15 protein-coding genes and 1 pseudogene are annotated in these 15,566 nt (G+C 55.7%); 11 read left to right on the forward strand and 5 right to left on the reverse strand.

The genetic code is table 11. The features are described 5' to 3' along the window. The first annotated feature begins 9 nt into the window (after positions 1-9). Positions 10-662 (forward strand): annotated as a pseudogene (gene trhA, locus GC090_RS04200) (PAQR family membrane homeostasis protein TrhA). Between the two features lie 32 nt (positions 663-694). Here the strand turns inward: trhA and ygfZ are convergent. After that, complete coding sequence (gene ygfZ, locus GC090_RS04205) at positions 695-1,681, reverse strand: tRNA-modifying protein YgfZ (RefSeq protein ID WP_324020923.1); 987 nt, start codon at positions 1,679-1,681, stop codon at positions 695-697. A gap of 223 nt (positions 1,682-1,904) precedes the next feature. Here ygfZ and sdhE point away from each other — a divergent pair, with 223 nt between their 5' ends. Then, positions 1,905-2,171, forward strand: coding sequence for an FAD assembly factor SdhE (gene sdhE / locus GC090_RS04210; protein WP_324020924.1), 267 nt, complete (start codon positions 1,905-1,907; stop codon positions 2,169-2,171). Beyond that, positions 2,146-2,562 carry a protein YgfX gene (locus GC090_RS04215; RefSeq protein WP_324020926.1) on the forward strand — a complete coding sequence of 139 codons (417 nt, stop codon included), beginning with the start codon at positions 2,146-2,148 and terminating at the stop codon, positions 2,560-2,562. Before sdhE ends, GC090_RS04215 begins: the two co-directional genes overlap by 26 nt. A 10-nt stretch (positions 2,563-2,572) precedes the next feature. Here GC090_RS04215 and fldB read toward each other — a convergent pair whose 3' ends face one another. Beyond that, positions 2,573-3,091 (reverse strand): flavodoxin FldB, encoded by a 519-nt coding sequence (gene fldB / locus GC090_RS04220; RefSeq protein ID WP_324020928.1) that lies wholly within the window; start codon positions 3,089-3,091, stop codon positions 2,573-2,575. A 102-nt stretch (positions 3,092-3,193) separates the two neighbouring features. Between fldB and xerD the strand changes: the two genes are divergently transcribed. The 6 genes from xerD (at position 3,194) to GC090_RS04250 (ending at position 10,000) form a co-directional block, all read left to right on the forward strand. Then, positions 3,194-4,087: a site-specific tyrosine recombinase XerD gene (xerD, locus tag GC090_RS04225; protein ID WP_033739613.1), complete on the forward strand. Its 894-nt coding sequence runs from the start codon at positions 3,194-3,196 to the stop codon at positions 4,085-4,087. 21 nt (positions 4,088-4,108) lie between these two features. Continuing rightward, a complete protein-coding gene (dsbC, locus tag GC090_RS04230) occupies positions 4,109-4,822 on the forward strand; it encodes a bifunctional protein-disulfide isomerase/oxidoreductase DsbC (RefSeq protein ID WP_039338429.1) in 714 nt (237 codons plus the stop codon). A 3-nt stretch (positions 4,823-4,825) separates the two neighbouring features. After that, the gene (recJ, locus tag GC090_RS04235) at positions 4,826-6,565 is read left to right on the forward strand and encodes a single-stranded-DNA-specific exonuclease RecJ (RefSeq protein WP_039338426.1); all 1,740 of its coding nucleotides are present in this window, start codon (positions 4,826-4,828) and stop codon (positions 6,563-6,565) included. A gap of 190 nt (positions 6,566-6,755) precedes the next feature. After that, positions 6,756-7,854, forward strand: a protein-coding gene (prfB, locus tag GC090_RS04240; protein WP_100208631.1) for a peptide chain release factor 2 whose coding sequence is annotated in 2 segments (ribosomal slippage) — positions 6,756-6,830 and positions 6,832-7,854 — 1,098 coding nt in all. Because the reading frame shifts where the segments join, the coding sequence is not laid out codon by codon here. Positions 7,855-7,863: 9 nt separating this feature from the next. Further along, positions 7,864-9,384 (forward strand): lysine--tRNA ligase, encoded by a 1,521-nt coding sequence (lysS, locus tag GC090_RS04245; protein WP_033739607.1) that lies wholly within the window; start codon positions 7,864-7,866, stop codon positions 9,382-9,384. Between the two features lie 124 nt (positions 9,385-9,508). Then, the gene (locus GC090_RS04250; RefSeq protein WP_324020930.1) at positions 9,509-10,000 is read left to right on the forward strand and encodes a cupin domain-containing protein; all 492 of its coding nucleotides are present in this window, start codon (positions 9,509-9,511) and stop codon (positions 9,998-10,000) included. Here GC090_RS04250 and GC090_RS04255 read toward each other — a convergent pair. Then, on the reverse strand, positions 9,997-10,623 hold the full coding sequence (locus GC090_RS04255; protein ID WP_006120808.1) for a hypothetical protein: 627 nt from the start codon (positions 10,621-10,623) through the stop codon (positions 9,997-9,999). The genes GC090_RS04250 and GC090_RS04255 overlap by 4 nt on opposite strands. A 368-nt stretch (positions 10,624-10,991) precedes the next feature. Between GC090_RS04255 and GC090_RS04260 the strand changes: the two genes are divergently transcribed. Beyond that, positions 10,992-12,155 (forward strand): MFS transporter, encoded by a 1,164-nt coding sequence (locus tag GC090_RS04260; protein WP_172913414.1) that lies wholly within the window; start codon positions 10,992-10,994, stop codon positions 12,153-12,155. Here GC090_RS04260 and GC090_RS04265 read toward each other — a convergent pair. Then, on the reverse strand, positions 12,152-13,072 hold the full coding sequence (locus tag GC090_RS04265; RefSeq protein WP_058702204.1) for a LysR family transcriptional regulator: 921 nt from the start codon (positions 13,070-13,072) through the stop codon (positions 12,152-12,154). The two genes, GC090_RS04260 and GC090_RS04265, sit on opposite strands and share 4 nt — an antisense overlap. A 101-nt stretch (positions 13,073-13,173) precedes the next feature. On the opposite strand from GC090_RS04265, the gene lysA reads away from it, so the two are divergent. Continuing rightward, positions 13,174-14,430, forward strand: a complete 1,257-nt coding sequence (lysA, locus tag GC090_RS04270) for a diaminopimelate decarboxylase (RefSeq protein WP_324020932.1) — start codon at positions 13,174-13,176, stop codon at positions 14,428-14,430. Between the two features lie 51 nt (positions 14,431-14,481). On the opposite strand, the gene GC090_RS04275 is transcribed toward lysA, so the two are convergent. Beyond that, positions 14,482-15,522 carry an NADP(H)-dependent aldo-keto reductase gene (locus GC090_RS04275; RefSeq protein WP_006120804.1) on the reverse strand — a complete coding sequence of 347 codons (1,041 nt, stop codon included), beginning with the start codon at positions 15,520-15,522 and terminating at the stop codon, positions 14,482-14,484. Positions 15,523-15,566 lie beyond the last annotated feature (44 nt).

Raw genomic sequence — 15,566 nt, forward strand, 5'->3', positions numbered from 1 at the left:
AGGAAGGTTATGACGCATAAACATTTTTCCACGCAGGGCTATCCACTGGCAGAGGAAATTGTCAACAGTATCAGTCACGGGCTGGGTTGCCTCTTTGGGATCGTTGGGTTAGTGCTGCTACTGGTTAAGGCAACAGCGATCCATGCGGATGTCACCACCATCGTCAGCTCAAGCCTGTATGGCGGCAGCATGATCGTGCTGTTTCTGGCGTCCACGCTTTATCACGCTGTCAGTCATCCACGCGCCAAACGCGTGCTGAAAAAAGTGGATCACTGCGCCATCTATCTGTTGATTGCGGGCACTTATACGCCGTTTTTGATGACAGGGCTGCAGTCACCGCTGGCTCACGCATTAATGGCGGTCATCTGGGGACTGGCGCTGCTGGGCATCCTGTTTAAACTGACGATCGCCGAACGCTATAAGGTGCTGTCACTGGTCACGTATCTTTGTATGGGATGGCTGTCGCTGGTGGTGGTCTATCAACTGGCGATGAAACTGTCGCCGGGGGAATCTGGCTGTTGGCGCTGGGAGGCATCATCTATTCCCTGGGGGTGATCTTTTATGTGGCGCGCCGCGTGCCGTTTAATCACGCCATCTGGCACGGTTTTGTGTTAGGCGGCTGCATCTGTCATTTCTGCGCCATCTATTTCTACGTCATGTAGAAACAGGGCGGGAGAGGTTCCCGCCCCGACACTCAGTTTTCGTCCAGCGAATAAGGCAAAGGCTGAATAGTGAGTTTGCCTCCTTCATCCCCTTCGACGCGCAATACGCTGTCTGGCTCCAGATCGTTATTCATCACGACCTGCACCCAGGTCACGCCATCATCAAGCTGCACGGCGGCGAGAACGGTTCCTGTGCGACGCCAGCGTTCACCCATCTGCAATTCCAGCGAGTCGTTTGCGGCAGGCAGATGGCTGGCCTGGCCTGACAGCCAGTACAGGGCGCGCTTATTGGCGCCACGGTATTTCGCGCGGGCCACCATCTCCTGCCCGGTGTAGCAGCCTTTTTTGAAGCTGATCGCGTCCAGTGCCTGCAAATTAGTCGCCTGGGGAATAAACTGCGCGCTGGTCGCAGGTTCAATCACCGGAATACCGGCTTCAATGTCCAGGGCCAGCCACTGTGTGCTGTCTGTTAACTGAGCATCCTCGGCCAGCTTCTGTTTCAGTGCTTCTGCCTCAGCAAGCGAGGTGACCAGTAAAAAGCGCTCTGCGGGCTGGGCAAACCACAGCAGGGTGGTTTCGCCCTGTTGCACCACGGGAGTGGTACTGTCAGGAAGGACTTCAAACAGGTCGGCCAGCGCAGCCCGAGCCTGGAAACCGGCAACGCCCAGTAGCACCACATCGTCATCGGCGGCCAGCGTCACTTTAGAGAATACGGCGTATTTTTTTAGCTCCGGCAACTGGGTATCACGCAGTGCCCGGCGCACTAAATAGGCATAGCCTTCGCCGCGGTGAAACAGACGCAGATTGCTCCACATTTTGCCTTTCGCATCGCAGTGGGCGGCGGGCAGATGATGGGCGGCATCCAGCGCGGCGACATCCAGCGTCAACTGACCCTGCAAATAGGACGTACTGTCCGGGCCCACTACAGACACCAGAGCCCAGGTATCCAGAGACATTAACGTGAGCGGCAGACGCGATGAGGCCGCAGGTTGACGTGGGGGAAGCGTAAATGTTGGCATTGATAAATCCTGAGTATGAAGGTTCATCCGGAACAATATCTTCAATGGTAAAAGAGCAGACTGGCATTGCAACCTGTTTACTGAACAGGGCGCACAAAACGCGTGATGAACGCAGCAAAAGCGTCATCCTGCGGCGTTGTGCACATGACGAAGTCTGGAGCCTGCAGCCGCTGTTAATCCAGGTTACACTAGTCGCCACGATGTGAAACAGGAAAACTGATGCATGGATATTAATGATAAATCGCGCGTTCAATGGGCCTGCCGTCGTGGCATGCTGGAACTGGATGTCGCTATTATGCCGTTCTTCAAGTACGAATATGACACGTTAAACGATACCGACAAGCAGGTTTTCATTGCCCTGCTGAAAAGTGACGATCCGGACCTTTTCAACTGGATGATGAACCACGGCGAGCCAGCCGATCCCGAGCTGAAACGCATGGTGAAGCTTATTCAGCAGCGTAATCGTGAACGCGGCCCGGTGGCAATGTAACCTTCATCCCTCGTTGCAGGCGCGCACAATCCTTGCCCTGACGCTGGTGGTAACGCTAGCCGGCGTCGGGCTGATGCCCTTGTCTGCGGCAGAGTGGGTGATAAAGCCGGTGCTGTTCGCCCTCATCGTGTGGGAAGGATGGCGGCAGGACAGGCGCTTGTGTCTGCGCTGTGGAGCGCTACAACGCGACAGTGCCCGTGACTGGCACTGGCAGGATGAACACTGGCAAACGCAGCAACCGCTTTACTGGTTACCTGGCGCGGTGTTGCTGGTTATGAAGAACCCTCAGGGCAGGATAACGCGGTTTTGGCTCATGCAGGATAATATGCAGCCTGCTGAATGGCGCGCCTTACGCGCCTGCTGTTTTCGCGACAGACAGCGCGCGCGTTAACACCGACAGCCTACAGGCGTTCTGCCGTTTCCGTCAGAATCTGCTCGCACCACTGCTCAACGCGCTCATCCGTCACGTCAAACTGATTGACGTCATCCAGCGCCAGCCCCACAAACTGTTTGCCATCCGCGCTAAGCGGTTTGGGGCTGGTAAATTCATAGCCATCCAGCGGCCAGTAGCCGACAAACTGCACGCCCATGGGTTGCAGCAGGTCGTGCAGCATACCCAGCGCGTCGAGAAACCATTCACCATAGCCAATCTGGTCGCCCATGCCGTAAAGCGCCACTATCTTGTTATGCAGATTGAGGGTGGGCAACTGCGGCCAGATGGCCTCCCAGTCTTCCTGTAGCTCGCCAAAGTCCCAGGTCGGAATGCCCAAAATCAGCAGGTCGTACTCTTCCATCAGACGCGGATCGTCATCTTTCACGTTGTGCAACGTCACTAACTCGTCGCCAATACAATCCCGAATCTTCTCCGCTACGATTTCGGTGTAGCAGGTACTGGAACCGTAAAAAAGACCAATTTTCATGCAGATAGTGCTCTGTTAATCCAGACTTTGGCGTAATTGTATCAGAAGCAGGGGTGAATCAGGCATAATGAGCACGATTTCAGACTGAACGGCGGGGAAAACGTGCAAGACAGCGAACTGACAGAACAGTTTCTTGACGCGCTGTGGATTGAGCGCAATCTGGCGCAAAATACCTTGTCCTCCTATCGACAGGATCTGCAAACGCTCACCGGCTGGCTGGCACATCACGGCCTGACGCTGGTGTCATTAAGCCCGCAGGATCTGCAACAGTTTCTCGCAGAGCGACTGGAAGGCGGCTATAAGGCCACCAGCTCAGCGCGTCTGCTCAGCGCTATGCGCCGCCTGTTTCAGTACCTGTACCGTGAAAAGATTCGTGTGGACGATCCCAGCGCCCAACTGGCCGCGCCAAAGCTGCCCCAGCGGCTGCCCAAAGATCTGAGCGAGGCACAGGTCGAGCGTTTACTGCAGGCTCCGGATGTCAACGTGCCGCTGGAACTGCGCGATAAAGCCATGCTGGAATTATTGTATGCCACCGGGCTGCGTGTTTCGGAGCTGGTGGGATTAACCCTGAACGACGTCAGCCTGCGTCAGGGCGTGGTGCGGGTGATCGGTAAGGGCAATAAAGAGCGCCTGGTGCCATTAGGTGAAGAGGCGGTTTACTGGCTGGAATATTATATGGAACATGGTCGTCCGTGGTTGCTCAACGGGCAAACGCTGGATGTGTTCTTCCCCAGTAGCCGCGCGCAGCAAATGACGCGGCAGACGTTCTGGCACCGAATCAAGCACTACGCCACGCTGGCAGGCATTGACAGCGAAAAGCTGTCGCCCCATGTGCTGCGCCACGCCTTTGCCACACATTTGCTGAACCACGGGGCAGACTTGCGTGTCGTACAGATGTTACTGGGACACAGCGATCTCTCCACGACCCAGATTTATACTCACGTCGCCACGGAACGTCTGCGACTGTTACATCAACAGCATCATCCGCGTGCATGACCGACGGATATAAGGAAAACAATGAACAAACATGTTGCCACGCTGGCGCTGCTGGTCAGCGCCTTTTCCGGTTTAACCCACGCTGATGACAGCGCTATTCAGCTTTCCCTGAAAAAACTGGGTTTACACCAGACCGAGATTCAGCCGTCTCCGCTGCCAGGCTTCAAAACCGTGCTCAGCGAAAGCGGCGTCCTGTATGTGACCGATGATGGTAAACACATGATCCAGGGTCCCCTTTATGATGTCAGCGGCACGCAACCGGTGAACGTGACCAATACGCTGCTGGATAAAAAGGTCGACGCGCTGGTTCCGGAGATGATCATCTATAAAGCGCCAAAAGAGCAGCATGTGGTCACGGTGTTCACGGACATTACCTGTGGCTATTGTCACAAGCTGCACGAGCAGATGGCCGATTACAATGCGCTGGGCATCACGGTTCGTTATCTTGCTTTCCCACGCGAAGGGATGAACGGTAATGTCGCCAGCGCCATGAAAGCGGTCTGGTGCAGCGCCGATCGTAACAAAGCCTTCGATGACGCGATGAAAGGTGATGCGCCGAAGATGGAGGCGCCTGCGTCATGCAAAACTGACATTGGTCAGCAGTATAAATTGGGCATTCTGTTCGGCATTCAGGGCACGCCCGCCATTCTGACCGATAGCGGAATGATGATCCCGGGCTACCAAAGCCCTCAGGAACTCAAACAGGTACTGGATAATCAAAAGCGTGGTGGTTAAGGCGTGGTAAAGCACGAAGTCGAATTACGTCGTCGTGAGGCGGTACCGGATTTGCCCGGGCTCCCTGCTGATTTGCCGCCGCTTCTGCGTCGGCTTTATTTGCAACGCGGCGTCAGTGATGCCGCTCAGCTGGAAAGAGGCGCGAAAAACCTGCTGCCGTTTAGTGCGCTGAGCGGTATTGATAAGGCCGTCGCCTTGCTGCATGAAGCGCTGCTGGATGGACGCTGTATTATGGTCGTCGGCGATTTTGATGCTGACGGTGCCACCAGTACCGCGCTTACCGTGCTGGCTCTGCGCAGCATGGGATGCAGCAATGTTCAGTATCTGGTACCTAACCGGTTTGAGGATGGATACGGCCTCAGTCCTGAGGTTGTCGAACAGGCGAAAGCGCGCGGCGCGGAGATGATCCTCACTGTCGATAACGGTATTTCCTCTCATGCTGGCGTCGCCGTCGCGCATGCGCACGGGATTGCGGTGCTGGTGACCGACCACCATTTACCCGGCGAAACGCTGCCTGACGCGGACGCTATCGTTAACCCAAACCTGCCTGATTGCACTTTCCCGTCGCGTGCGCTGGCAGGCGTTGGTGTGGCCTTTTACCTGATGATGGCGCTGCGTGCCCATCTGCGAACCCAGGGCTGGTTTGGCGTCACGCGGGCAGAACCTAACCTGGCTGACCTGCTCGATCTGGTGGCGCTGGGCACGGTTGCGGATGTCGTGCCGCTGGATGCAAATAACCGTATTTTGGTCTGGCAGGGCCTGAGCCGCATTCGTGCCGGTAAATGCCGACCGGGCATCAAGGCGCTACTGGAAATCGCCAATCGCGATGCGCGCCAGCTGGCCGCCAGCGACCTGGGGTTTGCGCTGGGACCGCGGCTGAATGCGGCCGGAAGGCTCGACGATATGTCGGTCGGCGTCGCGCTGTTACTGACGGACGATCTCAGCCAGTCGCGTATGCTAGCCAGCGAGCTGGATGCGCTCAATCAGATGCGCAAAGAGATTGAACAGGGCATGCAAAGCGAGGCGCTGGCGCTCTGTCAGACGCTGGAGCGTGAGCAAACCGATTTGCCGCTGGGGCTGGCCTTTTATCATCCCGAATGGCATCAGGGCGTGGTAGGTATTCTGGCTTCCCGGCTCAAAGAGCGTTTTCACCGTCCGGTCATCGCCTTTGCGCCTGCGGGCGACGGCATGCTCAAAGGCTCGGGACGTTCGATTGCGGGCCTGCACCTGCGGGATGCCCTGGAACGGCTCGATACGCTTCACCCCGGGCTGATGCAGAAGTTTGGTGGTCACGCCATGGCGGCCGGGCTGTCGCTGGAGGAGGCGCGCTACGAGGAGTTTCGTCAGCGGTTCGCTGAACTGGTCGGCGACTGGCTGGCTGGCGAAGCGCTGCAAGGGGTGATGTGGTCTGATGGCGCGTTACAACCCGCTGAGTTTTCTCTGGAGACCGCCGAAATGCTGCGCGATGCCGGTCCCTGGGGACAGGCCTTTCCGGAGCCTGCGTTTGACGGCAAATTCCGGCTGTTGCAGCAGCGGCTGGTGGGGGAACGTCATCTGAAAGTCATGGTGGAGCCACTGGGCGGCGGGCCATTGATCGACGGTATCGCGTTTAACGTAGATACCACGCTGTGGCCTGACAGCAGCGTTCGCGAGGTTGAACTGGCGTACCGGCTGGATATCAATGAATATCGCGGTAACCGCTCAGTGCAGTTGATTATTGAACATCTCTGGCCGCTCAGTTAACGGATGAAGGTGGACGGACGGGAGTCCGTCCGCCAGGCCTTTCTGACGTTGCCTCCCTCCCTTTCAGCACAGCCTGTCCCAAACGTTTACACCCTGCGCATTTTCTCAACGCTACAAACTGTCGCCGGTTTCGGGTAAACTCGCAGGTTACATTTCTTATTCCATCAAACGTTAAAAAGACGCTAAACACATGTTTGAAATTAATCCGGTCAAATACCGTATTCAGGACCTCACCGAGCGCAGCGACGTTCTTCGGGGGTATCTTTGACTACGATGCCAAGAAAGAACGCCTTGAAGAAGTAAACGCAGAACTCGAACAGTCTGACGTCTGGAACGAACCTGAACGCGCCCAGGCGTTGGGTAAAGAGCGCTCCTCTCTCGAAGCAATCGTGAATACGCTGGATCAGATGACGCAGGGGCTGGAAGACGTACAGGGCCTGCTTGATCTGGCTGTGGAAGCCGATGACGAAGAAACCTTTAACGAAGCGGTCGAAGAACTGGACGCGCTGGATGTTAAACTGGGTGAACTCGAATTCCGCCGTATGTTCTCGGGTGAGTACGACAGCGCAGACTGTTATATCGACTTGCAGGCTGGCTCCGGCGGCACCGAGGCGCAGGACTGGGCCAGCATGCTGATGCGTATGTATCTGCGTTGGGCTGAAGCGAAAGGCTTCAAAACCGAGATTATTGAAGAGTCCGAAGGCGAAGTGGCGGGCATTAAATCGGTAACCATTCGCGTGTCGGGCGATTATGCGTTTGGCTGGTTACGCACCGAGACAGGCGTTCATCGCCTTGTTCGTAAGAGTCCGTTTGACTCCGGTGGTCGCCGCCATACCTCATTCAGCTCCGCGTTTATCTACCCGGAAGTCGATGACGATATCGATATCGACATTAACCCGGCAGACCTGCGCATTGACGTTTACCGTGCCTCCGGTGCCGGTGGTCAGCACGTTAACCGGACGGAATCTGCGGTGCGTATCACCCATATTCCGACCGGTACGGTCACGCAGTGTCAAAATGACCGCTCTCAGCACAAAAACAAAGATCAGGCGATGAAGCAGATGAAGGCGAAGCTGTACGAGCTTGAGATGCAGAAAAAAAATGCCGAGAAGCAGGCGCTGGAAGACAATAAGTCGGATATCGGCTGGGGAAGCCAGATCCGTTCTTACGTTCTGGACGACTCACGAATTAAAGATCTGCGTACCGGCGTGGAAACGCGTAATACGCAGGCGGTTCTGGATGGCGATCTGGACCGTTTCATTGAAGCAAGTTTAAAAGCAGGGCTATAAGGAACCGACATGTCTGAACAACAACCGCAGAGCGCTGACGTCGCACTTGAGTTAAATAACGAACTGAAAACGCGTCGCGAGAAACTGAGCGTGCTGCGTGAAAACGGCGTGGCGTTTCCTAACGATTTTCGTCGTGATACCACCTCCGATCGGCTGCACGCCAGCTATGACGAGAAGAGTAACGAAGAGCTGGAAGACTTAGGCATTGAGGTCAGCGTGGCGGGCCGTATGATGACGCGCCGTATTATGGGCAAAGCGTCTTTCATCACCCTGCAGGACGTTGGCGGCCGCATTCAACTGTACGTAGCACGTGACGATCTGCCTGAAGGCATCTATAACGAGCAGTTCAAAAAGTGGGATCTGGGCGATATCCTCGGCGCACGCGGTAAGTTGTTCAAAACTAAAACTGGCGAGCTGTCTGTTCACTGTTCAGAACTGCGTTTACTGACCAAAGCGCTGCGTCCGTTGCCTGATAAGTTTCACGGCCTGGCCGATCAGGAAACACGTTATCGTCAGCGTTATCTTGATCTCATCGCCAACGATGAATCACGCAACACCTTCAAAATTCGCTCTCAGATTATGGCCGGTATTCGCCAGTTCATGGTCGCTCGCGACTTTATGGAAGTGGAAACGCCAATGATGCAGGTGATCCCGGGCGGCGCATCAGCGCGTCCGTTTATCACGCATCATAATGCGCTGGATATCGATATGTACCTGCGTATTGCGCCAGAGCTGTATCTGAAACGTCTGGTTGTGGGCGGTTTTGACCGCGTGTTTGAGATCAACCGTAACTTCCGTAACGAAGGGATTTCGCCACGTCATAATCCAGAGTTCACCATGATGGAACTCTATATGGCGTATGCGGATTATAAGGATCTGATCGAACTGACCGAAAGCCTGTTCCGCACGCTGGCGCAGGATGTGCTGGGCAGCACCGTCGTGCCTTACGGTGAGCAGGAATTCGATTTCGGCAAGCCGTTTGAAAAGCTCACCATGCGTGAAGCCATCAAAAAATACCGTCCGGAAACCGATCTGGCCGATCTTGACGATTTCGATAAAGCCGTGGCAGTCGCCCAGGCCATCGGCATCAAAGTCGAGAAAAGCTGGGGCTTAGGCCGCGTGGTGACCGAGATTTTTGAGGAAACCGCAGAAGCGCACCTGATTCAGCCTACCTTCATTACCGAATACCCGGCGGAAGTTTCTCCGCTCGCTCGTCGTAACGATGAAAACCCGGAAATCACCGACCGTTTCGAGTTCTTTATCGGCGGACGTGAAATCGGCAACGGCTTCTCTGAGCTTAACGATGCGCAGGATCAGGCTGATCGCTTCCTGCAGCAGGTTAATGCCAAAGACGCGGGCGATGATGAAGCCATGTTCTATGACGAAGACTACGTTACCGCACTGGAACACGGCTTACCGCCAACGGCAGGTTTAGGCATTGGTATCGACCGGATGGTGATGCTGTTTACCAACAGCCATACCATCCGTGACGTGATCCTGTTCCCGGCGCTGCGTCCTGGCGCTAAATAAGTCTTGTTGTTCTGTAAAAAGGCCGGGTTATCCCGGCCTTTTTTCTTTCTGCTGTTCGCGATGCCGTGCTTGAGTCATCCCGCTCCCTCTGCCAGACTGAAATCTCAACAGGGAGCCAACCACGATGACACAACGTCCCGACTGTATTCGCCACTGGCAGACGCTGGAAGGCGACGATAACGAACACTATTCTGACAGCGATGAGCGCATGTCGATTGGCGCGCCACTGGGGCGGTTACTGGGGTTAACCCGCCTCGGCATTCACCATGAAAGGCTGTTGCCCGGACGCCGCATGTCCTATCCGCACGCGGAGAGCGCGGAAGAAGAGTTTATCTTTGTGCTTGAAGGTCATCCTGACGCCTGGATCAACGGTGAGTTGTACCCGCTGTCGCCGGGCGATGCCGTTGCTTTTCCGGCCGGAACAGGCATCTGCCACACCTTTATCAACAACCGCGACCATGAGGCGCGCTTTTTAGTGGTGGGCGAGGTGAGCAAACCCGAAAACCGTATTACTTATCCGCTCAATCCGGACTACGAAGCAACCCGTGAGGACAGGTGGCTGAATCCGCCTGAACAGATGATGGGCAAGCATCCCGGTTTGCCCGACAAAAATTAAGATTTTACGGCGTCATCCAGCCAGTGCTGAAAGCGAGAGTAAGGAACATAGAGGGCGACGTCTTTATACAACGTCTTGCCGCTGTGGTTATCGTTAATGCGCTGGCTGTAGCCGACAATCACGCCAGCCAGTGTGTCGTCAGAGGCATTGTAAACCGCGCCACCAGACATCCCTTTCACTACGCCGGCATTCGCTGCCACCACCACACAGTTAGCTTTGTTCCAGTCATTGGCCAGCGTGGTATTCACCAGATTCTGACCGGTTGAGCTGACCGGCATGGCCGAGATAAAGCTGTATCCGTAAAGGTTTACCTTGTCGCCAATGTGGCTGTTACGGAAGGCAGGAGGAAGGTTGGCTTCGCTGTTCTTGTGGTAGACCACCGCCAGGTCGCACTCCGGATGCCAGGCTTTCACCCGGTAAAGCGAATATTTCGCCACGTGGGCCGCCGTGAGGCTGTAGTCCGGGGTCAGGGGAATGGTCGTACCCAGCGTGCCCAGCCCCATGATGGTTGGAATGCCGGTAACGGTCATATCAACCCGCTTTTCAGCTTCTTTACTGTACTCATAGTGACCGACTGAGCAACCCGTTAAGCCCAGTACCAGTAAGAGGGTAAGCCGTTGCATTATTCTCTCTCCGCGTCAGTTGGACTGCATTTCATCTGGCGATTCATAAGAGCTTTATCGGCAACGCTAATACTTTATTGATAACTAAAATCGGTATTAGCTAAAAAACGGCTACTTCGCTGGCAACCTTTCTGCTTGTTTTAAGTGGCGGGCTATCCCTTTCTCCTTAACCTCATGTTTAATAAGCATAGTTCATCTTACTGTCAATTATTGCCTTTCCTGCAATACAGTGTTGCCTCTGTGTGAGTATCCGATGACAGTCAGCTATGGTGTAATACAGAATGTGACAGAGATCATAAATTATAGCCTGTTCATCGCGATGCACGCGGAAGCAACCGCGTCGCAATAATCATATTTGGGAGAGTGTTATGCCTGTGGCATTACTGGCATTGGCGCTGAGTGCGTTCGCCATCGGAACCACTGAGTTCGTTATTATGGGATTACTGCCGGAAGTGGCAAACGATTTACAGGTGACCATTCCGTCAGCGGGCTGGCTCATCAGCGGCTATGCCCTGGGCGTGGCGATTGGCGCGCCGGTCATGGCACTGTTGACCGCGAAACTGCCACGCAAGAAAACGCTGATTCTGTTAATGGCCATCTTCATCATCGGTAACCTGTTGTGCGCGCTGGCGTACAGCTACAACCTTCTGATGCTGGCGCGGGTGATTACCGCCCTCTGTCACGGTGCGTTTTTTGGCATTGGCGCTGTGGTGGCTGCCAGTCTGGTGGCTGCCGATCGCCAGGCGTCCGCCGTGGCGCTGATGTTTACCGGCCTGACGTTAGCCAACGTATTAGGCGTGCCATTGGGGACCTGGTTTGGTCAGCTGTTTGGCTGGCGTGCCACCTTCTGGGGCGTTGCGGTAATTGGTGTGCTGGCCTTTATTGCGTTGATCACCAGCCTGCCGGGAAATAAAAACGAGAAGCCCGTCAATCTGGCCAGCGAAATCAGCGCGCTGGCAAACGGTAAACTGTGGCTGTCGTTACTGATGACGGTCTGTTTTGCTGCCGCCATGTTTACGTTGTTCAGCTATATTGCGCCGTTGCTGTTGCAGGTCACCGGCATCAGCGATCATGGCGTGAGCTGGACTCTGTTCCTGATTGGGGCGGGGCTGACGGCAGGCAATATTTTGGGCGGCAAACTGGCTGACCGCAATGTGGCGCTCAGCCTGACAGGCAGTTTCCTGCTGATCGCGCTGTTCTCACTGCTGTTTAGCTGGACCAGCCATGCGCTGTGGCTCGCGGAAATCACCTTGTTCCTTTGGGCGATGGCTACCTTCGCTACGGTACCCGGCTTGCAGATAAATGTCGTGCGCCACGGTAAGGAGGCACCAAATCTGGTGTCGACCCTGAACATTTCGGCCTTTAATGTCGGGAATGCACTGGGCGCCTGGGTAGGCGGAGCGGTTATTGCCCGGGGCTATGGGCTGACCAGCGTGCCGGTTGCCGCGGCCGCGCTGGCGGCGGTGGGGCTGATCGTCTGCCTGATCACCTTCCGTAAATCAGGCGGTGCGGCGACCAGCGTACACGCCTAAGCCAGCCTGGCCGCAATTAGCGCCGGAAAACGGGCAATTTGATGTTGAAGGTGCGCCGCAAAGGCGTCAACCAGCGCTGAAGCCGGCCGGTGGCGCGGCCGGACCAGACTGACGGTAAAGGGCACCGCCACGCTAAACGGACGCATGACGATCCCGCTGTCAGCATAATCGAGTGCTGTCAGCGGATTAACGACAGAAATACCCACGCCAGCCTGCACCATCGCGCACACCGAGGCTGCGCTATGGGTTTCCATCACCATCCTGCGCGTCACGCCTTGCTCATGAAACAGTGCATCCAGTAACTGCCGATAGCTGTCCGTACGTGACAGGCTGACATAGTTCTCACCCGCAAAATCCTGCGGCGTAAGTAAGTTGCGCTGCGCCAGAGGATGCTGTTTCGGTAAGACACAGACTTCATCGCAGGTCAGTAAAGCCTGGCGATCGGTACCGGCAGGTGCGTGCAGCGTTTCTGTCAGGCCCAAATCATAGCGCTGCGCCGACAGCCACTCTTCCAGCAGCGGTGAATCCTGCGGAATGATGTTCAGGCTGACGTCGGGATAGCGTTGTAAAAACGTCTGACAAATGGGCGGCAGCAACGACTGTGAGAAGGCCGGCAGACAGGCAATCGACAGCTCGCCCTGACGAAACTGCCGCAAACCTTCTGCCGCATCCATAATGCGGTCCAGCCCATACCACGAGCGCTGCACCTCTTCAAACAGGCGTAATCCCTGCACCGTCGGTTGCAGACGGCCACGCACGCGCTCAAACAGTTGCAGACTCAACTGCCGTTCAAGCCGCGCCAGTTCACGGCTGACCGTGGGCTGTGAGGTTTGCAGCAGCGTGGCGGCCTGGGTGAGGTTGCCGCTGGTCATCACGGCATGAAAGATCTCAATGTGGCGCCAGTTAATCGTGGCCATGGGATATCCCATATCATTTATGCATAGATGCTATTAAAACAGATATTTTTAGTCATGGCACGAATCTGGCTTAATAGGAGGATTGCCACAGGAGAAATGCCATGCCGCGTCCGTTAAACACCACAGAAACCGCCCTCAACGTTGATCATCTGCTGCCGCTTGCCCGCCAGTATTCGGGCCCGTTCTGGGCTTACGATGCGCAGGTGATTCAGCAGCGTATTGCACAGCTTCACGCTTTTGATGTGGTGCGCTTTGCTCAAAAAGCCTGTTCAAATACGCACATCCTGCGCCTCATGAAATCGGCCGGGGTTAAGGTGGATTCCGTTTCGCTGGGCGAAATTGAGCGCGCCCTCGTGGCCGGTTTTACGCCCGGCGGTGACGACATCGTGTTTACGGCTGACGTGCTGGATGAACCTACACTCGCCAGAGTTGCAGAATTAAAGGTGCCGGTGAATGCCGGTTCGGTCGATATGCTGCATCAGCTGGGTGCGGTTTCGCCAGGGCACGCGGTCTGGCTGCGTATCAATCCGGGATTTGGTCATGGCCACAGCCAGAAAACCAATACCGGCGGTGAAAACAGTAAACATGGCATCTGGCCGAGTGATTTGCCTGCTGCTCAGGCGGCGGTTGAGCAATATGGATTGCGCCTGATCGGCATTCACATGCATATCGGCTCGGGCGTGGACTATGCGCACCTGCAGCAGGTCTGCGATGCCATGGTCGATCTGGTGGTGGCGTTCGGTCAGGATCTGGAGGCGATTTCTGCGGGCGGCGGTTTATCCATTCCCTATCACTATGGGGAAGAAGCGATTGATACCGATCACTATTTTGGCCTGTGGGACGCCGCGCGCCAGCGTATTGCCTCACATCTGGGTCACGCCGTGAAGCTGGAAATTGAACCGGGCCGTTTCCTGGTGGCGGAGTCAGGCGTGCTGGTGTCGCAGGTGCGGGCCGTTAAAGAGATGGGCAGCCGTCACTTTGTGCTGGTGGATGCCGGATTCAGCGATCTTATGCGCCCATCGATGTACGGCAGCTATCACCATATCTCCCTGATGGCTGGCGACAACCGACAGATTGATGAACAGGATACGCGTGAAAGCGTTGTCGCGGGGCCACTTTGCGAGTCCGGCGATGTGTTTACTCAGCTTGAAGGGGGCAAAGTGGAAACCCGGGCGATTCCCGACGCGAAAGTCGGCGACTATCTGGTGTTCCACGATACCGGGGCGTACGGTGCGTCCATGTCCTCTAACTACAACAGTCGACCGCTGATTCCGGAAATCCTGTTTGAAAACGGCACGCCACGTGAGATTCGTCGCGCGCAGCGTATCGAGGATCTGCTGGCTCTGGAACTGGGTTAAGGCAGGCTGTCAGTCAGGACTGCCAGCCGCACTTGCGGCTGGCACATGGCATCACGGTGCAGGGTAGGTATAACGGCGGTGAATCGCCTCAAGCTCTTCCAGAATCTCACTACTGAGCGTCAGGTTGGCGCTGTCGATATTGATCTTTAACTGATCCAGCGTGGTGGCGCCCAGCAGCGTACTGGAAACAAACGGCTGCTGGCGAACAAACGCCAGGGCCATTTGCGAGGGATCGATCTGATGCTTGTTTGCCAGCGCCACATATTCTGCGACTGCCAGCTGAGACTGCTCGCCACTGTAGCGGGTAAACCGGCTAAACAAGGTATTACGTGCACCAGCAGGCTGTGCACCGTTCAGGTATTTCCCACTTAGCGTACCAAAAGCCAGGCACGAATAGGCCAGCAGTTCCACGCCTTCATGCTGGCTGATTTCCGCCAGGCCCACCTCAAAACTGCGGTTCAGCAGGCTGTAGGGATTCTGAATAGAAACAATGCGCGGTAACTCATGCTTTTCTGCCAGTTGCAGGTAACGCATCACGCCCCAGGGGGTTTCATTAGAGACGCCGATGTAGCGAATTTTACCGGCCCGCACCTGTTCTGCCAGCGCTTCCAGCGTTTCCAGCAGGGTCACCGGGACGCTGGAAGCGCTGTACTGATAGCCAAGTTTGCCAAAGAAGTTGGTCTGGCGCTGCGGCCAGTGCAGCTGGTACAGGTCGATATAATCGGTATTCAGGCGCTTCAGGCTGGCATCCAGCGCTTCGCGAATGTTCTTACGATCCAGCGCCATATTAGGGCGAATGGAGGCATCGTTGCCGCGGGTCGGCCCTGCGACTTTACTGGCGAGAATGATTTTATCGCGGCTGCCGGTCTTTTTTAACCAACTGCCAATGTACTTTTCGGTCAGGCCCTGGGTTTCCGGGCGAGGCGGCACCGGATACATTTCGGCAGTATCGATCAGGTTGATGCCGGAACTGATCGCAAGATCCAGTTGCGCGTGGGCGTCGGCTTCGCTGTTTTGCTCACCAAACGTCATGGTGCCCAATCCAAGCTGACTCACTTCCAGCGTGCTATGGGGGATACGGTGATAATGCATTGCCGGCTTCCTTTTCTCTGAGGATGGATATTGTGTCTTAAGGG

This window comes from Pantoea sp. JZ29 (assembly GCF_035190385.1).
In the GTDB taxonomy this organism is placed as follows: Bacteria; Pseudomonadota; Gammaproteobacteria; order Enterobacterales; family Enterobacteriaceae; genus Pantoea; species Pantoea stewartii.